Raw genomic sequence first — 22,078 nt, 5'->3', positions numbered from 1 at the left:
ATAGGACGTCGTGGGGTGGGCAACAAAAAGGGCCGCTTTTTGAGCGGCCCTTTTTTTCGATTTTGCATAGAACTCAAGGTAGGTTGGACGTGTCGTACCCACCTGCGTGGGCGTTGTTACTGCGTTGGGCGGGGACAGGCATCAAAACATTGTTATTACAGTCGGGCAGTTGTTGAAGCATTTTTAACAATGCTTGGGGTTTAAGACAGCTATAGCCCTCTTGGCAGACGCTATAGGGAAGATCTTTGGCGGCGATCGCCTCGCGGTCTGATTGTCTGACCAAAGCGTATTGTACGGCGGTTTTAAAGTCCCCTAATCGTTCTTCTCCGAACAGTCCCAAAGCCTGAACACTGGCATAAGTCTTATAGAATCTTTCACTGACGCTGCCGTATTTATATCCCGCAAAAATCTCGTCCACAGTGTGAACCTTCAGAATCAAGGTCCCTTCATTGGCCACTCCGACGGGATGATAACCTTTTTGACTTAATATTTGTAAAACAGGGGCCGGAGGTGTCTTCGCGCCATAGTTGGAAAAGTGAATGGCGCAGCTTTTGACTTCAATAGCGCCGGAACCGATTTGTCCCACGCCGGCAGAAGCCGATAGGGAGAGTCCTAAAATAGCTGTTGTCAGCGTGGTTGCTAAAATATTCTTTTTCATGAAATCCTCTTTAAGCTTGTTAAGCGCGCGTTGACCACCAGGACAACGGAGGCTTAAGTGTTAATGCAGAAAATGTGAGCAAGCGCTATACCACGGCCTTGCATTTCTTGGTGTTTATAGAGTGTTGAGGGATTTTACAAGGGACGCATTTAGATGAAGGGCCGCAGCCAGCGTGTGCATTTTTGCTCTCGCGCTTTTGCACCATGGGCGCATTTTTTATGCGAGAAATCTGACCACACTCAGCCTTCTTCCGAGACAGAATGAATATTGAAGTTGATTTGGTAAAGTCGGCGCGAGCGCAGATCATCCACGTCGAATTTTTTTAAGGTCTGCTGGATGAACACCTGAAGGTCTTGCAAGAACTCCTCGAACTCGTCAGCACTTAGTGGAACCAAAAGACTTTTGTATCTGCGTTGGGCCGGTGGAAGTGATTTGGCTTGAATCGCCTCCTTGAGACTTAGTTCGTGATAATCCAAAAGAATAGCGTCGCCTATTTTGTCGGGAACTCTAAAAGAGCTTTGCAAACTTTTCCAGTGCATCACGCCCTCGGTGGACGTCTGACCTTCTGCCAGATTGATTTTCTGAAGCAACTGAAGAGCCGACTCGATTTTATGCAGAGACGTGCCCAGCATCCTGGCCAGTGTTTCCGAAGATTTATCAATGTTCTGAAAGCTCAGAAGGATTTGCAGTCGTGGAAGAAGCGGGGAGGAAAGAAACTCCAGATAATTTTGCACGTCCGCTCTTTGGGGATGGTCCGACTTAATAATTTGTAAAAGCTTGCGCCCATAAAGGTTTCTTTGTTCTGCGGATTTGCTTTTTGAATAATGCACCAAAAGATAAAAATATTCTTTTTCTGGCGCGGAATAGTTCATTCTTTCGCACAGAGTTTGAATAGTTTTGTCGGTCAGAGAGCGTCTTCCGATCACGATCTGCCGAAGAAACGATCGATTCGTGAAGCCCAGCTCCAAAGCCCAACTTCCGTAAGAAAACGAGCGGTCGGACTGCTTTCGGTAATTGTAAAAGTCTTCCAGGTACTGATTGATATTCAGATAGGTGAATAAATCGGGCTTCTTCACTGTCTTTGACATACTAAAATCACAGCAAGGATCGAAAGAAGAATAAAGTGTTTTCCCAAGGGTGCGATGCTGCCGTTGCAAAGTAATGTGGGCACCCCTTTGCGCGTCCACAGGACCTCGACCCGGGCAGGGCGCCGGGGAAAGGTCATTTATATTCGATTCCAGGCCATTCCGGAGTCCTTGGGAAAATCAACCCAATAAATGGACCTCTAAAAAGTCCAGTATTTCAGCCCCTTTAAACTGTCTCAAAAAAAAATCGCAACTAGCCCTAAATTCTCAGCGTGATACGCCGATAGGTACAAAGTGAGTCAATTAGCATTGAATAATGTTTCAAAAGGGGAGGATTTAAATGTCACGCACAGTAATGATCGTGGTGAGCGATAACCAGGAAACGATCGAGAGCGCAAAGAAGTACTGGGAAACACACGATGTGACAGTTCAAGCCTATTCATCTTCACAGTGGAGAGAAGGTCTTGATAATGCATTTTTCAGACAACAACTTGTAGCAGGTGTTCCTGCTTTGATTTCGGGTAATAGCCCCGTTAATTCTGATGCTGGCGGTAACGTTATTCAGTTCCCAACGGCGACAGCAACTTCATCCAACGTACAAAAAATGGAAGAGCTTGAGGCTCATGCGATTGAAAACGCCATTGTACAATACAAAGGCAATTTGACTGAAGCTGCTAAGGCTTTAGGCATTGGTCGTGCGACTTTGTATCGCAAAGTTAAACAATATCACATTGATCCTTCAGCAGCTCGTAAGAAGAAAGTGGCTGCTTAAGACCCTTTTGAATTGAAAACAACAGGCCGGGTGTTTACACTCGGTCTTTGTTTTTTTGGGGACTTCAGAAAATGAGCCGTTTTCTTGCTATTCTTCTCGCATTAGGCTGCGCTTTCGGCGCTTATCACTTCACTTTGCAAAAAAGTTTTGTAAACCCTTACCCTGCGGTCTGTGATTTGGTCTCAGCCAAAATATTTTTGGCAGACGAACAGGTGAAAAAGTGGAATCGCATCTGCCATCGTCGCAGTCGTCTGGTGACTCCGTATTCGCCCAAAAAGCTTGTGATCAAGGACATCAATAATGTGTTGGGCTTGCTCAACGTTTCTCATCTCGAGGTCTATGACTCTTCGGAAGTGAAGAGTATTTGGAGAGGAGAAGCTTTAGAGACCGGGATTGAATCCGAGTTTGTCGATAGCGAACTGGTGATTTTCAAACTTCATCCTAAATCTCCGGGCGCTTTAGCGGGGCTGAAAAAAGGGGATGTCATTAAAACGATCAACGGTGAACAGCCCAACCCCTGGGAGGCGGCGACCGAATCGGGAACATATCTGATTGAACGGGCCGACAAAGAAATCGCTTTTCAGGTCAAAGCATCTTCGATCATTCGGAAGGAAGAAGTCAGCTTTGAAGAGTTCAAAAACAAATCTGCTTTGATTCAGATTCCCTCATTCCGTGCTGACTTTTTTGCTGATGCCAAGATAAAAGAATTGGAAAAGAAGTTGCAAAACGTAAATCGCCTGGTGGTGGATCTGCGCGGCAACGCTGGCGGAAATTTTGTCGCGGGTCTTCGCTTTCTGTCGCTTGTCATCTGTCAGCCCGAAGAGGTGGGTCGTCTAGTTCGCCCCCGATTTGCACAGAATGTAACAGCGGAACTGCCGGATGATTTGCGTGACGAAAAGCAACTGGAAGTTTTGGATCGCAACAAGGAAGTGATCCTGAAAACCTTCCACAAAGACAGTTGTTATCAGGGGGATCTTCGGGTGCTCGTCGACGGAAAAACCGCTTCTGTTGCGGAATTAGTCGCCCAAGCTTTGAAAGAATTTAAAAAAGCCCCTTTATTGGGAAGTCCCAGCCGCGGTCAGATGTTGGTCGGTGTGTGGTACCCTTTAAGTGAAGTGGGGCCTGGTGTCGAAATATCCATCCCCGAAGCCTTGTACTTGAGCCGCAGCCAGTATCGTATTGAAGGGCAGGGGGTCGAACTGGACAAAGTTCTCTATTACAACCTGCGCGAAATGCAGGCTGGGATAGACTCGTGGGTCCGCAGTGCGCTGGATTGACGCGGCGACATGGCCTTCTTCCTGGCCTTGGAGGCAGTTTTGCGGGATGAGGACTTAATTTTTCTGTCTTGAAATGAGATGATCATTTTAAGACGTCAAACATCTTTTGTTCGGATGTTCAGCTCTTTTGCAGTGAAAGAGAATAAGATAGACTTATAGTCGGCACAGTCCTCGCACTAAAGAAAAGTATCATTTTGCGAGGGGAAACTTTATGAGGAATGCAAGCGTGATTGAATTTCCAAAAGCTCAGTCAGTAAGAAAAAGATTGCAGGACAAAGCGCAGGAACAAAAAGCGGTTCTTGTTCTTTCCATCGCTTCGGTTCTTATCATGTCAGTTTTCCTAAACCAGTGGTTGGTCCAAGGACCAGAAACTTTAACTACCAACGGCAACCGCGGTGTCGCTAGCGTCGAAGCTGCGGCTTTGGCAAAAGATGTCAAATGGGAACAAGACCTGGCTAAAAAACTCGCCTCTGACAAAAATGCATTGTCGGCAAATTTAGCCGTGGCTCCCACTTTGCGTGATGAATTGATCTTTGGATATTTGGAAGGTCGTTACGGAATGAAACTGGCGCAAGGCCGGATCGAAAGCCTTGAGTTTATTGATGCCCAAGCCGGTGACCAACCGATGGCGATCGCGGATAAGGCCGAGTTCTTAACGAAGTATGCGGATGCCTTTGGTGTTCACTTCGATGAAGTGAGCTTGGCGCAGAGCTCAGCAGAAGGTCCAGTTTACTCGTTGATCTCGGGCACGAAAGAGATCGTGGGACGCGCGCACTTCGTGACGGACGAACAAGGTCGCGTTTCTGCCATCAATTTTACACAGTAATTGCTTTAGTCTTTCCTGTCCCAAGCCGATACGATCCTTATGGTATTTCGCGATCTATCGGCTCCTCAGTCTACAGCGGCTTCGTATGAAAAAAACGTGACACCGATTGCTTCGGTGTCAGATCGTTTCGTCGCTTTGGTTTTGGACTTTCTGATATTTTCTCCGGTGATCAGTTTGATTATTGCCGGCCTAGTGCGCCAGACGAAAACCTTTTTTCTTTTAGATGCCTCTTCGCTAGAGGGCACGATTTCGGCGGCGTTGGTTATTGGTGTCGCTGTTTTCTTTACGTGTCTTCTGCAAGCCGTATTCTTGTATTATTGGCAGGCCACTCCCGGGCAGCTTTTTATGCAACTGCGTGTGGTCGCTTATCCTCACAAACAAAAACGTTTGTCGCTCAATCAATGTGTGATGCGCTCGTTTATGTGGTGCGCGGGTTTTCTAGTTCTGGCGATTCCCTTTTTGGAAGTGGTCAGCCATCCTCTGCGCAGGGCTTTTCATGAAAGAGCTTCTGACACCATGGTGGTGACTCTAAAAGAGGTGCCTGACGAAGGACCTCATCCTTTGGAATCCAAATTCATCGCCTCGTGGATGCGTATGAGCTTTCTTTTTCTTCTGCTTTTCGTCGTGATCGGTTTTTTTAAGACCTATCATTCGTTGCAAGTGGGCGAGTATTCCAGCAAAGACCCGGGCCATGTTTCCTGCAAAGAAATCAAAGCCTCCGACCTGACGGCGACTTCGCGTATGGATGCCGCATTGGTGTTGTATCTGCTTAACGAGATTTCTCCGGAATGTCTGAACAAAGAGGCCGAAGCTTCCTTGTGGAATGATCCCGTCGGGGCGCAAGATCTGGCGTATTTGGCGAAATATTTAACCGCGCCAGAGTCCGATCAGGAAAAGTATTTTGATAAGATCTGTGAGGACGCGAGTTCAACGACCTGTGCAACGGCCCGGTACATGCTTGAAGACGGGGAAAAAGAAGAGCTGGAAAATGCCGACCCCAAGCTTTGGGTGATTCAACTGCTTAAGTCAGATGAAAAATACGTTGAGCAAGACTATGCCTCCAGTCTTAAATTGATTGAAGAGCTGCAAAAAGTTCCCGCGCTAAAGTCTGCGCTGGAAAAACGCTTCGTCCGCTCCGTCTGGGGACTGAATGAAATGGCCTACGCGCATCCGAAAAAGAAGGGGCGTGTGCCTGCGAGTGCCTCGGAGGATTCCTACATCGAAAGCTTCAAGGAAAGATACGAGGTCCCATGATTCTTCCTTGTCCTGAAGACTTTCGCAGTTACACGCGCTACCCCCTGACGATCACGTTGGTGGTATTGAATGTCTTTATTTTCCTTTTGATCTTCAGTGGTGCGCCCAATTCCATTTCTTCTGCGCCCCTTTTACAGAAAGAGGGACTGACGCTCACCGGGCGACTTTATTATCAATATCTGCAAGCCATACCCGCAGATCTTCTTTATGAAAAGCCTGCTTGGGTGCATGAAGTGACCTCTAACAATACCGAACAATTGGGAATTTTAGGGGCCTATGCCCTTCGTGATGCCCGCTATCTGGCGACCGCGGAAACCTGGCCCTATAAAGGTGACGAGGTGCAAATCAATCAGTGGCGCACGGATATTCAGCAGTTCCGGAAAAAGTATCAGGAACAGTTGCTCTTTCGCTTCGGCTTAAGTTCCTACGAAAAAGGTGTGCTGTCCTGGGTGACTTATCAGTTCTCTCATTCGAACTGGATTCATTTGCTCTCCAACTTGGCTTTCCTGGCTTTAATCGGTCTTGCGGTTGAGGGATTGGTGGGCAGCGGACCCCTTCTTTTTATTTACCTGGTCGGAGGCGTCGCCGGCGGTGCGGGCTTTTTGTTTTCAGAGGCGCACGGAACAGTGCCCATGGTGGGGGCCAGTGCCTCGATCAGCGCTTTGCTGGCTTTTTATTGTGTGGCGGAAACCCGCACGCGGATCCGGTACCTTTTCTTCGCCTCGCCAATGCCCGGTCACTATGGGCCGATTTATTTGCCGACCTTGCTGATCATTCCTCTTTTTCTGGTGGTAGATCTGGCCAACTATTGGGCCACACCGGAAGGCTTAGGGGGAGGGGTTGCCTATGCGGCTCATCTTGGGGGGAGTTTGTTGGGGGTTTTAGTGGGGCTCGTCTACCGCTGGAAATCTCAAGCTGGCCCCTTATATTGTTGATGAACCCGGTCGCGCCTGAAGAAGCCTTCGGCAATCCATGACAAGGGCCTTTAGCCCCAAAGAGCATCAACACGCAAAGGGACCACCTTTCTTGACGTAATCCTGACATTGTATTTTATATATTGCCGTTGACAGTTCTATTACGTTTAAGCCACATTAGGCCCCCAGAGGCTGTAAAATCACCCACAAACGAAATGGTGGACCCGAATGAAGCTATTGAAGCTCATTAAGTCAGTGATTGTTCTAACATTATTATCTGTCTGTGTTGCCAACGCAGCACAAACCACAGTGATCCCGTACTACGGTGAAGAATTTTACCGTGATCTTAAAGCGGGCATCAGCAACAAAGATCTTCAAACAAGATTGAAAGCGGTTCTAAGAAGCTACCACGTACAACGTGCCGGTGACTTGGACCTCATCGTGAAGAGCTGTCAGGGGCAAGGCAAGTGTTATGCTCACAGCGCGATCGGTTACGGCGCCGCCCGAGTTTTCCTTCTTGGAAACTACTATTTAGTTAAAGATGGCAATGGCTACGCGGTTCGTGACGTTTATTGTGACAAAGAAAAAACACGCGCCGATTTCCGTGGCACACCTCCGGCACCGGGTCGTATTCCTGACAACGGTGTGATCAATGTCGAACACACATGGCCACAAAGTCATTTCACGCGCAGATTCCCTGATGAAGTTCAAAAGTCTGATCTACATCATCTTTTCCCAACAGATTCACAGTTGAACTCGATTCGCGGTAACAATCCTTTTGGTGAAGTTTCTAAGGACTTGATGGATTTAAAATGTCCGGCTTCACGTTATGGCTTGGGCACGGCAGGATCTGACGAGGTTTTCGAACCACCAACGGCTCACAAAGGCAACGTGGCCCGCGCATTGTTTTATTTCTCGATCCGCTATGATCTTCCTATTGATGAGCGTGAAGAAGTGATTCTTCGTAAATGGCACAATGAAGATCCTGTTGATGAAGAAGAGATCCGAAGAAACAACGAGATCTTTAAAGCGCAAGGGAACAGAAACCCATTTATCGATTTTGCAGAGCTGGCTGATAAAATCTCAGACTTCTAAAGTTGAACATAATAAAGATTCAAAAAAGCCTGTCGACGACAGGCTTTTTGTTTTTTGCATTCACTTGTTCGAAGATTCCAATAAAATTCTTAAAAAAACTGAAATTAGGCTCTTGCAATGCTGATATTGTTGTGTTGCAATCATTTCTACGGGAGGGGTGATACCACGGAAGGTCTCGGGGAGCATGATGTTCTCACCTCTATTTTTCTTTTTAAATGAATAACCCACGGTAGAAATACCGTGGGTTTTGTTCTTTTTGGGGTCGTTATGAACGAAGGCACAGCTTTAATGATTATTGATGCTCAAGTGCACATGTTTGCTCCCCCAAACCCGGTTTATCAGGCAGAAGAACTGCTGGAACGCTTAAAAAAGTTGCTGTCTTTGGCGCGTGCCTCGGGGACCCAAGTCATCTTTGTTCAAAATAATGGCAGTGTTGGTGAATCTGACGAGCCTCGCACCCGCGGATGGTTGATTCATCCCGAGTTGGAAGTTGTCATGGGAGACATGGTTCTACAGAAAGCCGAGGGCAGTGCTTACGCCGGAAATGACCTGGAAAAACGCCTCAAACAAATCGGCATCAAAAAGCTTATCATCGCTGGGTTGCAAAGTGAGTACTGCATACTCACCAATTGTGAGAAGTCGATTGACGCTGGTTTTGAAGTCATTTTGGTTTCCGATGCGCATAGCACCTATGATTCAGGGACACAAAAAGCCTCGGAAATAATCGCTGCGATCAATGCGCGCCTTCGCAATAAAGTCGAAATGTGGCGCGTGGACGATGTCGCTATCTGAGGGTCTTAAATAAAAAAAGGCTTCGTATCTCTACGAAGCCTTTTTGGTTTTGGATGAGTTTCTGCCAAACTAGTCTTCGGCGGGAGCAAAACCGCGACGAAGAGTATTTTCTGTCACCGCTGCCGGTTCCATATACTGCTTCAAGTAATCAGGTCCGCCGGTTTTTGAGCCGATGCCAGACATTTTGAAACCACCAAACGGATGACGGTCGACCATGGCGCCCGTAATGCCCCGGTTGATGTACAAGTTCCCGACTTCAAACTCTTCCTTCACGCGCGCGATATTCGCGGGACTTCTTGAGAATAGACCACCAGTAAGTGCGTACTCGGTGCTGTTCGCAATCTCAAGGGCCTGATCCAGATTTTTCGCACGAATCACAGCGACCACAGGGCCGAAGATTTCATTCTGAGCCAGCTTCGAATCGCCCGGTACCTCGCCGAAGATTGTCGGTGGCACAAAGAATCCTGTCGCCGGAGCCTGGCCTTTGAAAAGCAGTTTATGAGTTTTTTCGTTCTCGGCAATTGTGCCAAGAATGCGATCATAAGCTTCTTTGTCGACGACCGGGCCCATGTAGGCTTTTGGATTATCCGCAGCCAATACCGAAATGGATTTTGCCGCTTCGACCAGGCGATCTGTGAAGCGGTCGTACACGTCATCAAGCACGATCACGCGGCTGGCCGCTGAACACTTCTGTCCACTGAAGCCGAAAGCAGAATACAAGACGCCGTCTACCGCTTCATCCAAGTCGGCATCGTTGTCGATGATGACCGCGTTTTTACCGCCCATCTCGATGATGCATCTTTTGACGTGGGTTTGACCCGGTTGAACATAAGAGGCTTTGTTAAGGATATGTAGACCCACGGCTTTTGAACCGGTGAAAGCGATGGTTGTCGTGAATTTGTGGTTCACAATGTATTCGCCCACTTCTTCGCCGTAACCAGGAAGGAAGTTAATCACGCCTGTCGGGAAGCCGGCTTCTTGCACAAGTTTCATCAACCCGTAAGCAACGACTGAAGATTGTTCTGCGGGTTTCATCACAACAGTATTTCCAGTCACCGCCGCCGCAGTCACCATGCCGGCCAAAATGGCCAAAGGAAAGTTCCAAGGAGCAATAACCGCAGTCACACCACGAGATTTATAGATGTAGTGAGAAAGCTCTCCAGGCAGACCGCCTACGCGCAAGGGCTTTTGCAGGTGACGCATATCACGGGCATAGTAACGGCAGAAGTCGATCGCTTCGGCGACGTCGCCATCAGCTTCGGCCCAAGGTTTCCCCACTTCCATCACTTGCGTCGCAATAAGCTTGAACTTGTCGCGAACCATGAGGTCGGCCAGTTTATCCACCATCGCTGCACGTTGTTCGCAAGGAACAGTCTTCCAGGTTTTGTAAGCTGTTTGCGCGGCTTGCATTGCCTGTTCTGCATGTTCGATGGAAGCCATGTTGATCTTACCGATGATCTGAGAAGACTCCGACGGATTTACGCGATCGAAATTTTTATCTGTACGAAGCTCTTTGTTGTTGATCACAACAGGAACCGTCACAGGCAAAGACGCTTTCATCTCGCTTAAAGCTTTTAGCATTTTTTCGCGATCTGCTTTGACAGCAAAATCCAGAAGGGGTTCGTTATAGAACTTGCCGGGCTTCTTCGCGATCATCGGCGACGTCGGCGTCAAACCCTGTGCCGGATCTTTTAAAAGTTCTGCGGTGGTTTTGTTGTCTGCGAATTTTCCACGCAACCAGGACTCATTCGAAGAGTTTTCCAGCAAACGGCGGACAAGATAAGCCATGCCTGGAATCAATTCGCCGACGGGCGCGTATTCACGCATGCGATAACCCATATCTACGATGGTTTTTTTAATCGGTTCGGCCATTCCGTAAAGCATTTGGAATTCCAAAGCCTCTTTCGGGATGTTCAATTTTTCCGCGTAAATCATGCAGGCCGCGATAGTGCGAACGTTATGAGACGCAAAAGCCGGGCGGATGTATTTGATATTTTCCAGGAAGTATTTTGCGCACACTTCGTAGTTCGCATCGGACTCGGCTTTGTTGGTATAAACCGGAACTGGCCAGCCTCGTTGCTCGGCCTCAATCGTTTCGTAATCCCAGTAGGCCCCCTTCACCAGACGAACCCAGAAGGGCGTGCCGCGGGTTTTCGCGAAGTCTGTCAACATTTTGCAGTCTTCGAAAGAATCGCGAAGATAAGCTTGAATCACGATACCGAAGTATTTGTAATTTCTGAATTCAGGCTCGTTGATCAGCTCGGTGAAAACTTCCAAAGTCAAATGTTTGACAGAGTACTGTTCCATATCCAGATTGATGAATACGCCTTTTTGCATTCCCAAGCGGAATACGGGGCGCATGCGATCTTTCAAGATGGCTTTGGTTTCATCCCAAGCTGTGTCTTTGATCTGTGAATAAAGTGCCGTCATCTTAACCGAGACATTCACTTTCGGCATGGCACCTTCGTGATCGCGATCAATTTGCGGAACTTCGTCCCACTTTTCGGCGTCCTTCGCCAGCCAGTTCACCAACTCGACGTATTTGTTCGTGTAGTCTTGTGCTTCTTTTTCCGAAAGAATGGCTTCACCAAGAATATCCACGGTGAAGGTCATTTTGTTTTTGCGCGCTTTCTTTAAAACCGGCAAAGCTTCGTCAGGATTTTCACCCGTGATGAACATTTGCGCCATACCGACGACATTTTTCTTAATCGCTCCAGCCATCAAGCCGGGAGCCAGCGACCCCAAACCCAAGCCGACGTTGAACACCGGAGGAAGTTTTCCGCCGTCCTCCGCGAAATATTCTTTCAGATGGCGAGCGACTTCGTCACCGGAGTTGATCGAAGGCAGCACGTCCACAAAGCGGAACATGTTAGTTTTAAATTTTTCATTTTTCATACTCCATTCCATGATGGAGCCGTACCAGAAATCTTTTGAGAAAATGGAGGCCTTTGATTGGCCTTCCATACGCTTCATAATCTCTTCGCCACGGGCGACGATTTGCGATTGGATGTCGTTCATATTTTTACCTCAATGAGAGGGCCGCATATTCTCTCTATGGAAGTAAAAACTCAAGTAGTTTGCAGGAACAAAGGCGGGAGGTTTTAGACGGGCTGGACCAAGGCGTCATAGAATGAAAGACACCTTGGATTTATAGCGAATTAAACCACTTTCCACGAGTGTTTGGCCTTGCCAGAGATCTCGGCCTCTAAAAGATCACCTTTTTTAAAGGCGCCCACGCCTGGGGGCGTCCCTGTAAGAAGTAAATCCCCGGGCATCACGGGGAAGTGGGTGCGCACAAACTGCAGGAGTTCGCCAAAGCCGAAGATCATTTGCGAGGTGTTGCCTTTTTGGCGAAGTTCGCCATTCACTTTCAAAATAATATCCAAGTTTTTCAGCTCTTCGAGATCGGCAACGGGAAAAAACTCGGAAAGCGGGCACGCCCCTTTGAAACTTTTTGCCAGCGTCCAGGGTTGTCCTTGCGCTTTTAACTGATTTTGCTTTTCGCGATCGGTCAGATCCAGGGCGATACAGGCGGCATCAATTTGCAAGTTGTCGTCAAATTGCAAAGCCAATTCCGTTTCATAGTGCAATTCATTTTTCCAGGAAGGCAAGTGCAGTTCTTTTGCGGCCAGAGTGGCGCAGCTGCCGGCTTTTAGAAAAACCAGAGGTTCGGTGGGAACGGCATTCCCTAATTCTTTTGCATGCTCGGCATAGTTGCGACCCACAGCCCAAATATTTTGAATCATAAATGCACCCTCTTAAATTCAATAAACTCATAAACGCCGTTATTCAGCACTTCAAAGCCCGCGTATTGACAGGGGCTCCAGTGTGCATATTCCGAATCCGAAAAATCCTTATCACTGGGAACCACGTTCAGAGCTTCGACGACAAGGTCATAATGTGAACACAGAAAAACCACCGCTTTTTTATTTTCAGCCGCGCGCTCAAACAGCTTTTCAATGCGTGAGCGAAACTCTGATAGATTTTCTTCAGCCTGCTGTTCTAAAAGTTCATTCGTGTTTTGCAAAGGTAAATTGAAGTGCTGTGCCAGGGGGCGGAACGTACTGTGGGTGCGCTTTTTAGGTGAAACCCACAGCTCCGTCGGCGTAGGCAGTTCTTTTTTGAGCACCTTGTCGAGAAGTTTTGACGCCTGGGCATGACCCTCTGCCGTCAAATCAGGATCACCAGAGAAATCCATGGCTTTTTGTGCGTGTCTAAAGAGGTAGATCTTCATCGGGGTGCGCTCTCTTGTACTTGAAATTAGTGGGGGGCCCTGCTACTTTGCGTACTAGTTTTTCACAAGGTGCGGGAGTTTGTCATGAGTAAAGAGCGTGTTCATCGTTTTGTTTCCAAAGATTTGACTGTGCGTATTGCCGCAGTGAACGCGACCGAAGTTGTAAAGCACATGCAAGACCTGCAACAAACCTATCCTTTGGCGACCGTAGCGGTGGGCCGCAGCATGGTGGGCGCGATTTTAATGGCGTCGCAACTGAAAGACGGTCAAATGGTGGGACTGTTGTTCCGGGGCAATGGAGCTCTGCAAAGCGTTTATGCAGAGGCGTCTTACGACGGGCATGTGCGCGGTTACACGCCGAACCCTCAATACCAGCCGCCCAATTATGAGCAGGGTTTAAGCCTGAAAGAGGCGATCGGGAATGGGACTTTAAGCGTGGCTCGTCACCAACCTTTTCAAAAGCAACCTTTCCACGGCACGGTCGAACTTGTCAGTGGCGAGATCGGCCAAGACATTGCTCACTATCTTCATCAATCCCATCAAATCCGTTCTTTGGTTTCTTTAGGTGTTTATCTGGACACTTTTGGCAAGGTGCAGGCGGCCGGTGGAGTCTTGATTGAAGTCATGCCGGGTGTGGAAGAATCTGTCGTTGAAAAAATTCAACAGAACTACGAAGACAAAAAGCCTAACATTTCAAAAATGTTGATGGAAGGCGCGACGCCAGAACAATTGGTCGCTCCTTTTATGGACGGAATTCCTTTTGAAGAACTTGAGCATGACAAAACGCTAGAATACTTCTGTCCCTGCACCAAGGACCGTGTGATTCGCGCTTTGGAAACCTTGGGTGAAGAAGAACTTCAAGATATGATCAACAAGAATGAAGAGGCGGATGTGACTTGCCAGATCTGCGGCAAGCCTTACAAAGTTTCTGTCCCTGAAATCGAAGACATCAAAAATCGAATGCACAAAGAGTCCATGCATTAGTGCGTCTTTCATAAATTCTGGCGGCGATCTGCCGCTGATGGATTGCCAACTCCTAACTGCATGTTTCCAGAAGGGTGTGCTACCACATCCTAAAGGAGGCTTTTATGAAGCGCTATTTGCTCTGTGCATTTGCGTTGTTTGTTTCATCTTCATCCTTTGCGGGTGGTTCCAGCTATATTTGTAAAACTTCGTCAGGTTCCGTGGTTCTGACCGCGGTAGCGGCGGGGCTGGATGGACATATCGATATTTATTATGAACGTGGTGGAAGAAAGAATCACTACAGTGGCGATATTGCGATCAAACCTGGATATTCCAACGAGACTTCTTCGCAGGATCTTCTTTTGGCGATTCCAACGACGAACATAAAGAAAATATCAGAAAGGTGCGAGCGTATGCACATCATTCGGGCCGACGGAACCGAGTGTTATGGAAGAGAAGCGTGGAGTATCCGGACGGAAGTAAGTTTTCTGATAAGTCTGGCAAATGGAAATGCTGTTTTCACAGATGAGAAACTGGGACATGATTCGACAGTGGAAGGCAAGACGGACCAGGGGTATATTCATGATCGATTTAGTTGTTTGGATTCTGGAATCACCAGTCCTGGCGGATGTTTTGCGGAACAAGACAGTCGGCTGATTGAATGGATTGAGGCGGAATGTCCGTGAAAAAGGGCATCCCTATGCTCCCGGCTTCGAGGCGTGGGAGCATATATTGGGACTGTTTTTAATGTTCTTCCTTTGAATTACAGATATCTTTTGGAATCCTGGATTCATGACAGACAAAAGAAATGAGTTCGGGAAAATTTCCTGCGGAATAAATCCAAATTCTTCCTTTGAAAATGACGGCCGACCTTTTCTAGAAGCTCCGTTTTGAACGACGCTCGTGGGTGTTCGTTTATGACTCCTTTATATGTTTTCATCGATGCTTATAGGTTTAGGACGGCGATGGAGTCCAGAAATCTGTCTGCGCAGTCATTGGCCTTGGCGTTGGCAGTGGCTCCCAAAACTGTCCAGCGCTGGCTGAATGGAAGGGTTCGGCGTATACGCATTGAAAGCGCCGACCAGATAGCTGCCATTTTAAAAATGGAAAAGAAAGACTTCTTAAGGGAAGGTCCTCCGATTTCTATTTCCTGTCGAAATGAATCCGTCGACATTTTGTTGAGTGATCGCTGTGTGCAAGTTTTCAGTGTTGCCGATAAAATGGATTTGTATGTGAAGTTGCTGCGATCCTTCTCGTTGAACATGCTGCCTTCCGAGCAAAGGGCGGATGTGTTATTACAAAAAGGCGTCGTTGCACTGCGATTTATGCGGTCGCGATCAGCCACAACTTCTTTGAATGAGGCGCAGTCCATCTACCGCGCGATCAAAAACTATTCGGGCCAGGTGGATTGTTTGAATACCTGGACCCAGGTTGACAACCTGCTTGGCCATTTTGAAGAGGCTATGAAGAAAAGTGTGGAAGCAGAAAATCTGATTTCAGTTTTCGATTTGGCGGATAAAAAGCCGGAACTTCTGCATCACAGAGCTCTTCTTTTCGTACAAGGGAATCGGTTTTCTGAGGCGGTAGAACTTTTAAAAGAAGCTCTGAAGTTAGAGTTTCGTAAAGAGGCTGTCGATTGGATCAGTCAGGCCCGGCGTTACAAGGATCTCGCCGAAGTTTTTAGGCTTTTAAAGGATTATGGCTCTGCATTGAAATATTCCCTGCGCAGTCAGAAGTTGTCGGAAAGATGCGGATACTTTCGCGGTAAGATCAATGCGCATTTTCAGCTTTCTTTGATTTATTTTTTCAAAAAAAATTATACGGAATCTTTTCAGCACTTGAGGTCGGCCCAGGCGGCAGAGAAATATGTATCGGAAAAGGATCTGGACGTATTCAATCTTCGAGTTCTGTTCTTCTGGCATCTGAAGATGAAAGACTTTGGGGCCGCCCGAGAGAATGTCTTTAAAAGAATCACTTTCAGTCGAAGTGTCAGAGCTGTTCAGGCCCTTGCCAAGCTCGACTATTTATTGTTGTCGAAGATTTCAAAGGGCCTCGTGCCTTACCGAAGTTCTTTTGAGAGTGCTCTTTTGCAGACGTGGGACGTTGACAGTCGACAGCGACAGGCGGCAGAAAAAGTGTTGCAAATGGGATGGGGACTGGATTTTGAAGACGTTCTGGAGGAGATGGATCTTTAGGGCCAGCGAGACCCCAAAGGGCCCCGCTTGTTTTAAACTTCAGGATTACTCCAGATTCGCTTTGACAAGTTCTGCCGTCGAGTTCGCTTTTTTGTTAACGGCTAAAGTCAACTTTTTGGCGGAAACTTCGTCGTTGGCGTTTGTTTGGCGCACATTCAGAACGAGAGAATAATTTTCTTCATCCTGAGTAACTTGAAGACTGGCCAGATCCACGTCGACAAGGCCGGGGACATAGCGGCAGAAGCTTTCCATAGAGGAAAACTCATCACCTCTTGAGATCGTGATCGCCACCCCCACAGGGGCTGCGGCAGGTTCTATCATGTCGACTTCAAAAATTTTGATGTCTCCCTGATTCAGGCGTTTCATGTCGTGGACGTTGTTCAGTGCGACTCCGAAATCCTCGCAAGCCACCACTTTTGATTCCAAGGCGCGGGCGTTTAAAGACGACAGAACTATAAAGGCCAGGATTAAATTTTTCATTTATTTCTCCATTCTTTGTTTTAGGGATGTTTACGGTGTCCTGAATTCAACGCGAAATTTCTCACGGGCCCCACCGAAGTATCCGTTGAAAAAGTTCTTTTTATAACAGGCGAATCCTTTCAGATCGGGGGCTAAGACAAAGGCTGAAATACTGGATGGAGTGCCAAAGGTAAATTTGCAGTTTATTCCATCTTGAGAGCTTTCAAGTTCTATCACTGAATAAAGCGCTCCACCATTTTGCGCGTGGCTATTTATCGTTGAAAACAAGCGCGCCTGATGAATGTCGACTTCCTGAGAGCTGAATTGGCTGAAATCAGAAGGCAAGCCTTGAAGGTCGATGGTCACGGCAAAGTACAGAGGGTCGTCATTTTCGCTTTTTTCGCTGCGATAAACGCCCTCTTGGGGGTTGCTTAAACTGACAGAGAGGCGAGAGTCATAGACCTGTTTGAGGCGGTCTTTTTCATAATAGCCAATATGTCCTTCAATGGTTGTCGCCGCGAAAGCGGGGAAAGAGGACAAAAGAAGTGCTGGCAACAAAAGCGTATTTTTTAAAGAAAACTTTTTCATGACTAGAGTCCTTCTGTTTTGGTTTCACTCGGAGTAGCTTTGCGACAGGTATGCCGCGACGTAGCCCCTCGTTAAAACGATCTGAGCCGTCTTTCGACATCAGACTTTACATTGGGCGACCTGCATGGTCACAAAGGGGGGGAATTTGACTGCTTTTTCTTTGCTTCAGAGTTTGCAAGGCTCTTAATTCCTGTTTGGGCGTCATGTCCCACCTGTCCCAAAAGACGACGCGCCATCGGGTTGTCTCTGTAATAGCGACAGAGGCTTTCTTGTGCTGTCAGTCGGTTCTTGGCATCTGTCTAAGTCTTAGACGGCCGGTAGGGCTTCTCGTAGAAAGGACGCCGGATTTAAATTTGCTTCTATCTCGGGTATGAGCAAAACGACCTCTTCAACAACTGTCAGCCGCCCCTTTCTGTGGATCTGGCTTTTTCTGGGCATAAGCCTGACTGTCGCGGCGTTAAGTTTTGCTTACGAAGTCTCTACAGCGAAGTCTTCGGTGCAACGTTATGTCGGCATTTGGGAAGATGATATCGCCCGCGCGAAGATCTTTCGGGACGACTCTAGTTTGCAGAACAAAATTCTTAAACAGCTTAAAGAAGTGCATACCGCCGTCGGTGAAACAGATGTGCAGAATCCCGAGACTTTAAAATGTCTTTTGTCTTCCGACCTGCCGATCACTTATAATTCATTGCCCGCAGGCACCATCCGAGTTTGTTTTCAGGTTGTCGAGTTGGCAAAGCGCAGTTTGGTTTCACCAGTATTCCTAGTGGGACTTCTTTTGGTTTTGTTTTTCTTAGGCTTTGCCCTTCGTCGTGAACTGATCAATCGAATCCATGAACAAAAGCTGGAAGCAGAGCTGTCCCTGAATAAGGAGATTGCCGCGATCTCACGTCAGGTCGCTCACGATATTCGCGGTCCTTTAACGGCCCTAACAACCCTCAGTCAGTTGTCCCATGAAATGAGTGCGGAAAAGAAAGAACTTTTAAATCTATCGGTCAGTCGCATTCGGGGTATCGCCGACGATCTGTTGAATCGTGGAAAAACGGTGGAAAGTGGTACGGCCCACAGTTTTCCAGGCGAGGACCTGTCACGCATCGCCGAAACCCTGTTAAAGGAATATCGGTTTTCCCATCCTGATGTTGAGTTCACTCTGCACAAGCACGTCAGCAGTTCCAAAATCGGCATAAGCCTGGAATCCGTGAAAGTGCAGCGCATTTTGAGCAATCTCTTGAATAATTCTTTAGAAGCCTTGCCGGCGTCCGAAGCAGCCATCCATATGACTTTATTAGAGCGGGACGAACACTGGTTGTTGCAAATCATGGACAACGGGGCGGGTATTCCCGAAGAGATTCTTCCCAGCCTGATGCAAGAGGGTGTTAGTTATGGCAAGGAAAATGGTCATGGCCTGGGTCTTTTTGATGCTCGTAAAACTCTGACATCAATCGGCGGTGATTTGCAGTTACGATCACGTCCTGGCGTGGGAACGCAGGTGATCCTGCTATTTCCGAAGCGGAGTGAATCTCAGTCGCAGATTTCTTAGTCTTCCAACTTGATGCCTAAAACACTTTCGATGGTTTTATCATAGACATCTTTCGGTCTGGATTTTGTCGCCGGGACTTTCTTGCGAGCATTTCCCAACTCTTTGGGGATGGCCACATAAAGATCCTGAGTGGTGCTTGCTGTGGCAAGGTCAAGCTTGAAGTCTTCATTTCGGCAACTCGCACTAAGAGTCATTTGTTCTGGTGCCCCCTCCAGGGGTGTCAGCTGCAATTCGCTGACATTCAAAGTCGTGATTTTAATATTCAGATTTTTTTCAAAAGAGTTTTCTAAAGACTCTACAGGACAGGGAAATAAAAGAACGGTGGGCGCATTTTTAGAAATGCGAATTTGTGCCGGTAACGCTTTCGCCTGAGTGGAAGAGTTTTCGATCTTCATGTCCGAGACCAAAAGGCCCCAGGGGTTTTCCAACGTTCTTTCGGCCGTTTGAATGGTTAAGTTTGTCGATATGTAGAGCCGACTTTGGGTTGTTTCTTCGTTACTATTGGCGGCTTCGGTGATTTGCAGTTCGGTGACGGCCTGATAGCTCTCGGTGCCAACTTTTTGCAGGGTTACCAGTCGGCTTAAATGGGAAAGGTTCTTTTGTTGAATTTTGTCGCGCAGACGATTGACTTCGCGAACACGGCCATCGGCCAGGCGAGGTGTCATCAGTGCGGCGAGCGCGGTTTGCGATTGCCAGAAGTTGTTCGAATCATAGTTGTAATAGCGTTCTAGAAATTGGCGCAGAAAGGTCAGTTTTTCGAGCTCATTGGCTTGGGTTTGGCCCATCGTGTTTCGACCCGCATCTAGCGCAATGGCGACCACCCGCGGATTATTTTTAAGCTGCCAATACTGATAGGTGATAAGCGTTCCCCAAAGGAGCGTCAAAAGCAGCAATGCAGAAAGAACCTTTGTCTTCATTATTCCGCTTCTTCCAGAGGCAAGATTTCAATCATCCGATCACGATGGTATTTTTTGTTCGGGCCTTCATCCACCCACTGATCGATTTTGTAAAGCATGATGCGGGCTTTGCCCGTGCGAAAATATTTTTTGTCGGCCGCCCCCTTGGTGTCCTTCAAAAGCGTCGCGGGGCCATTTTGGAAGAAGTCCAGTTGGGCCCTCATTTTTTCATTTTCCAAGCGCATGACTTCCAAATCTTTTTCATCGTGAAAATAGTAATTCGCAGCGACGGCCGAAACCACGCCTAGGATTCCACCCCAATAAAGAGCATGCAGTTCAGGTCTTTCATCATTAGGCGCCGTGGCCGCGCCGATGATGGCACCGACGCCGATGCCCGCAGTGGTTGTTGCCAGGCGGTTTTTTTGATTTGTCGAGCAGGAACAAAGAATAAGACTTAGACATAAAAGCGTCAGCAAAGGTGAGTTCATGTAGACAAGTCTAAGTTTAAACCCGGCGACAGGCAAATGTTGCGTGCTGGCTTTTGGGCTGGAATTAGAAAAGGGGCGCGCGCCGCCCCCCTATTTGGGGGAAGAAGGGGGCTGCGCGCAAAGACGGGGTGACGGTCACATTCCCAAGGTCTTCTTGAACAAGGCATTGATAACGTCGGGAGTCGGGTCATTTTCTTGAGGTGAGGAATGACCTGTCCAGCAATAGAAGTTGGTGGCGCCTTTTAAGACCCGGCGTAAATCAGCTGTCGCCGCACGAACGACAATAACTTTAGAACCTTGACGCTTGGAATCCTGTTTTAAGTTTAACATATAGGTGAGGTTTTCTGATTCCACCATCACAGAGTCAGCTCTTTCTCCTCGTGTGAAGGGTTCGCCTTCGCCGGTGCTACCGAGATAGCGAATTGACGTGATGGGTTCGATGAGTTTTTCAGATGAACGCCGTATGCTTTGGGCCGCGCGAAGATTTGTAAAGCCTTCGTCATTAAATTCAATGTCGACAGAGATAAGATCTCCGAAGTTCACACCGCCTTCGCAATGGATGCGCGTGCCCGCCGAGGCCCATTGATTAAAGCTAAGTAAGAATGTCGCTGCGATAAAAAAGAGTCTGAAGTGTTTCATATTTTTTCCTTTCGTTAAAAGTTCCGAAATCACTCACAGCAAAACAAAGACCATCTTCTTAACGAAACAAATTAACAGAGACATCTCGGCGAGTGTGTGAGTGTTAAACAGAATCTGAAGAATGTTCCTGATGCTTACATGCTGTCGAGTGATGTTCGACGAAAAGAAAAATCTCTCGAGGGAAAAATGATTTTTTGGCAAAGCGTTTGCTGAATAAAAAAATAAAAAGTCAGTCGCTGTCTTAAAGAAGATTAAGACTGATTCCAACCCCAAAAAGGAGTCTTTATGAAAACAACATTTACATACCTTGTGTGCGCACTGGCTATTTTGGCTGCCCAAAATGTTCACGCCACCGTTACCTGTGGTGAGCAGGATCAGAAAAGAATCACCTACAATCTTCAGCGTATCCATCAAAACGTTTCTTTTGTGACGGCCTTTGCGAACGAACCCAAACTTGCGCAAGGCGTACGAACGTCGCTTCTTGATATTCAAGGTCTTTTAGGCCTGACGGTCATGCGACTTAATGTCTGTCAGGGTGACAAAACAGAATTGGTGGCGCGAATCAATGCGGCGACGCAAGAGATCGCGTCCGCGCAAAATGAAGAACAAATCGCCTCGGCTTTGCAAAAGGCTGCGGCCGTAACATTTTTAATTCAAAAAGAATTGCAGTAGGCTTATTTCAGCAGATGCTTATATAAAGGAAGATACATGTCGTCTTGCATGTCGACCTGCCATTCCTTTATCTGTGGAGCATCCGTAAAGTCGACGGGCGTTTCTGTGAGAATCGCCAAAGGACAGCGCTCGTTGGCTTCTCCCATCATCAGCACTGCCGCAGCCGCAAGGCTATCGGCAAGATTGATCTTAGTCATTTTAAGAGGTCGGCCAAAAATATCTTCCTGGCCGATCATATTGCGCAAAGGATGAAATCCCGCGACGGCCAAGGCCACGCCAGTGACACCCATGCGCAGAGGACCGGTGCGAGAGTCTGTCAAAAGAATCCCCAAGTCCTGAATGCCTAAACGTTGGCGCAAAGCTGTGCGCAGTTTTTCGGTGGAGGCATAGGGATCGAGCGGATATAGAATGTAATCGCCGTTTTCAGAGTTGGATTCATCAATACCAGCCGCAGGTAACATCACGCCATGTTTGATGGTGAGACTGACGCCGTGGCCGATTTCACCTAAATCGTGATCGGCTTCGCGCCGGATCAGTGATTTTTTGTCGATCTTTTCTAAAGATTCAAAACGATTTTCGGCAATACTGACGATCTTTGACGTGATCGCCAGTATGGTTTTCTCCCGCCACAGGGACGGATCGACAGAACGAAGAATGAACTCCACCAGATCATCACCAGGATGAAAAATGCCAGTTTGAATCGGGCAGACCTTCAGCGTTTTGCTCATGTC

The 22,078-nt window shown here is 47.6% G+C and carries 23 protein-coding genes; 12 read left to right on the top strand and 11 right to left on the bottom strand.

Annotated elements, in window-relative coordinates:
* Window positions 1-73 precede the first annotated feature (73 nt).
* Window positions 74-658, bottom strand: a complete 585-nt coding sequence (locus OM95_RS04230) for a hypothetical protein (protein ID WP_041870654.1) — start codon at window positions 656-658, stop codon at window positions 74-76.
* A gap of 239 nt (window positions 659-897) precedes the next feature.
* Window positions 898-1,746 carry a TIGR02147 family protein gene (locus OM95_RS04225; protein WP_291515551.1) on the bottom strand — a complete coding sequence of 283 codons (849 nt, stop codon included), beginning with the start codon at window positions 1,744-1,746 and terminating at the stop codon, window positions 898-900.
* A 337-nt stretch (window positions 1,747-2,083) separates the two neighbouring features.
* On the opposite strand from OM95_RS04225, the gene OM95_RS04220 reads away from it, so the two are divergent.
* The 7 genes from OM95_RS04220 (at window position 2,084) to OM95_RS04190 (ending at window position 8,673) form a co-directional block, all read left to right on the top strand.
* Window positions 2,084-2,515 (top strand): helix-turn-helix domain-containing protein, encoded by a 432-nt coding sequence (locus tag OM95_RS04220; protein ID WP_041870650.1) that lies wholly within the window; start codon window positions 2,084-2,086, stop codon window positions 2,513-2,515.
* A 71-nt stretch (window positions 2,516-2,586) separates the two neighbouring features.
* Window positions 2,587-3,792: a S41 family peptidase gene (locus tag OM95_RS04215; RefSeq protein ID WP_041870648.1), complete on the top strand. Its 1,206-nt coding sequence runs from the start codon at window positions 2,587-2,589 to the stop codon at window positions 3,790-3,792.
* A gap of 211 nt (window positions 3,793-4,003) precedes the next feature.
* Window positions 4,004-4,618: a hypothetical protein gene (locus OM95_RS04210; RefSeq protein ID WP_041870647.1), complete on the top strand. Its 615-nt coding sequence runs from the start codon at window positions 4,004-4,006 to the stop codon at window positions 4,616-4,618.
* 39 nt (window positions 4,619-4,657) lie between these two features.
* On the top strand, window positions 4,658-5,872 hold the full coding sequence (locus OM95_RS04205; RefSeq protein ID WP_041870646.1) for an RDD family protein: 1,215 nt from the start codon (window positions 4,658-4,660) through the stop codon (window positions 5,870-5,872).
* Window positions 5,869-6,807: a rhomboid family intramembrane serine protease gene (locus tag OM95_RS04200; RefSeq protein ID WP_041870644.1), complete on the top strand. Its 939-nt coding sequence runs from the start codon at window positions 5,869-5,871 to the stop codon at window positions 6,805-6,807. Before OM95_RS04205 ends, OM95_RS04200 begins: the two co-directional genes overlap by 4 nt.
* A gap of 207 nt (window positions 6,808-7,014) precedes the next feature.
* On the top strand, window positions 7,015-7,881 hold the full coding sequence (locus OM95_RS04195; protein WP_041870642.1) for an endonuclease: 867 nt from the start codon (window positions 7,015-7,017) through the stop codon (window positions 7,879-7,881).
* 267 nt (window positions 7,882-8,148) lie between these two features.
* Window positions 8,149-8,673 carry an isochorismatase family protein gene (locus OM95_RS04190; protein ID WP_041870640.1) on the top strand — a complete coding sequence of 175 codons (525 nt, stop codon included), beginning with the start codon at window positions 8,149-8,151 and terminating at the stop codon, window positions 8,671-8,673.
* Window positions 8,674-8,742: 69 nt separating this feature from the next.
* Here the strand turns inward: OM95_RS04190 and pruA are convergent, their stop codons facing one another.
* From pruA to OM95_RS04175, 3 genes are all read right to left on the bottom strand, one after another.
* Window positions 8,743-11,691, bottom strand: a complete 2,949-nt coding sequence (pruA, locus tag OM95_RS04185) for an L-glutamate gamma-semialdehyde dehydrogenase (protein WP_041870638.1) — start codon at window positions 11,689-11,691, stop codon at window positions 8,743-8,745.
* 140 nt (window positions 11,692-11,831) lie between these two features.
* Window positions 11,832-12,419 carry a fumarylacetoacetate hydrolase family protein gene (locus OM95_RS04180; protein ID WP_041870636.1) on the bottom strand — a complete coding sequence of 196 codons (588 nt, stop codon included), beginning with the start codon at window positions 12,417-12,419 and terminating at the stop codon, window positions 11,832-11,834.
* Window positions 12,416-12,907 carry a phosphoglycerate mutase family protein gene (locus OM95_RS04175; protein ID WP_041870635.1) on the bottom strand — a complete coding sequence of 164 codons (492 nt, stop codon included), beginning with the start codon at window positions 12,905-12,907 and terminating at the stop codon, window positions 12,416-12,418. The genes OM95_RS04180 and OM95_RS04175 overlap by 4 nt, the downstream gene beginning before the upstream one ends.
* Before the next feature lie 84 nt (window positions 12,908-12,991).
* Here OM95_RS04175 and OM95_RS04170 point away from each other — a divergent pair, with 84 nt between their 5' ends.
* From OM95_RS04170 to OM95_RS04160, 3 genes are all read left to right on the top strand, one after another.
* Window positions 12,992-13,891: an Hsp33 family molecular chaperone HslO gene (locus tag OM95_RS04170; protein ID WP_041870633.1), complete on the top strand. Its 900-nt coding sequence runs from the start codon at window positions 12,992-12,994 to the stop codon at window positions 13,889-13,891.
* Window positions 13,892-13,995: 104 nt separating this feature from the next.
* Entirely contained in the window at window positions 13,996-14,556 is a 561-nt protein-coding gene (locus OM95_RS04165) for a hypothetical protein (RefSeq protein ID WP_041870631.1), read from the top strand.
* Window positions 14,557-14,787: 231 nt separating this feature from the next.
* A complete protein-coding gene (locus tag OM95_RS04160; protein WP_291515550.1) occupies window positions 14,788-16,065 on the top strand; it encodes a helix-turn-helix transcriptional regulator in 1,278 nt (425 codons plus the stop codon).
* Window positions 16,066-16,110: 45 nt separating this feature from the next.
* On the opposite strand, the gene OM95_RS04155 is transcribed toward OM95_RS04160, so the two are convergent.
* Together OM95_RS04155 and OM95_RS04150 are read right to left on the bottom strand one after the other, a co-directional pair.
* Window positions 16,111-16,545: a hypothetical protein gene (locus OM95_RS04155; protein WP_041870626.1), complete on the bottom strand. Its 435-nt coding sequence runs from the start codon at window positions 16,543-16,545 to the stop codon at window positions 16,111-16,113.
* Between the two features lie 30 nt (window positions 16,546-16,575).
* A complete protein-coding gene (locus OM95_RS04150) occupies window positions 16,576-17,112 on the bottom strand; it encodes a hypothetical protein (protein ID WP_041870624.1) in 537 nt (178 codons plus the stop codon).
* A 370-nt stretch (window positions 17,113-17,482) separates the two neighbouring features.
* Here OM95_RS04150 and OM95_RS04145 point away from each other — a divergent pair, with 370 nt between their 5' ends.
* Window positions 17,483-18,652, top strand: a complete 1,170-nt coding sequence (locus OM95_RS04145; RefSeq protein ID WP_041870623.1) for a HAMP domain-containing sensor histidine kinase — start codon at window positions 17,483-17,485, stop codon at window positions 18,650-18,652.
* On the opposite strand, the gene OM95_RS04140 is transcribed toward OM95_RS04145, so the two are convergent.
* The 3 genes from OM95_RS04140 to OM95_RS04130 form a co-directional block, all read right to left on the bottom strand.
* Complete coding sequence (locus tag OM95_RS04140) at window positions 18,649-19,569, bottom strand: hypothetical protein (protein ID WP_041870620.1); 921 nt, start codon at window positions 19,567-19,569, stop codon at window positions 18,649-18,651. The genes OM95_RS04145 and OM95_RS04140 overlap by 4 nt on opposite strands.
* Window positions 19,569-20,036: a hypothetical protein gene (locus OM95_RS04135; protein ID WP_041870618.1), complete on the bottom strand. Its 468-nt coding sequence runs from the start codon at window positions 20,034-20,036 to the stop codon at window positions 19,569-19,571. The genes OM95_RS04140 and OM95_RS04135 overlap by 1 nt, the downstream gene beginning before the upstream one ends.
* A gap of 135 nt (window positions 20,037-20,171) precedes the next feature.
* Entirely contained in the window at window positions 20,172-20,675 is a 504-nt protein-coding gene (locus OM95_RS04130) for a hypothetical protein (RefSeq protein WP_291515549.1), read from the bottom strand.
* 285 nt (window positions 20,676-20,960) lie between these two features.
* Here OM95_RS04130 and OM95_RS04120 point away from each other — a divergent pair, with 285 nt between their 5' ends.
* Complete coding sequence (locus OM95_RS04120) at window positions 20,961-21,347, top strand: hypothetical protein (RefSeq protein WP_041870612.1); 387 nt, start codon at window positions 20,961-20,963, stop codon at window positions 21,345-21,347.
* Window positions 21,348-21,349: 2 nt separating this feature from the next.
* On the opposite strand, the gene OM95_RS04115 is transcribed toward OM95_RS04120, so the two are convergent.
* Window positions 21,350-22,075: a coenzyme F420-0:L-glutamate ligase gene (locus OM95_RS04115; protein WP_291515548.1), complete on the bottom strand. Its 726-nt coding sequence runs from the start codon at window positions 22,073-22,075 to the stop codon at window positions 21,350-21,352.
* Window positions 22,076-22,078 lie beyond the last annotated feature (3 nt).

Origin of the sequence: Bdellovibrio sp. ArHS, assembly GCF_000786105.1 — a bacterium.
GTDB lineage: Bacteria > Bdellovibrionota > Bdellovibrionia > Bdellovibrionales > Bdellovibrionaceae > Bdellovibrio.
The sequence above is the reverse complement of the archived record's forward strand: the minus strand, read 5'-3'. Positions and strand labels throughout refer to the sequence as shown.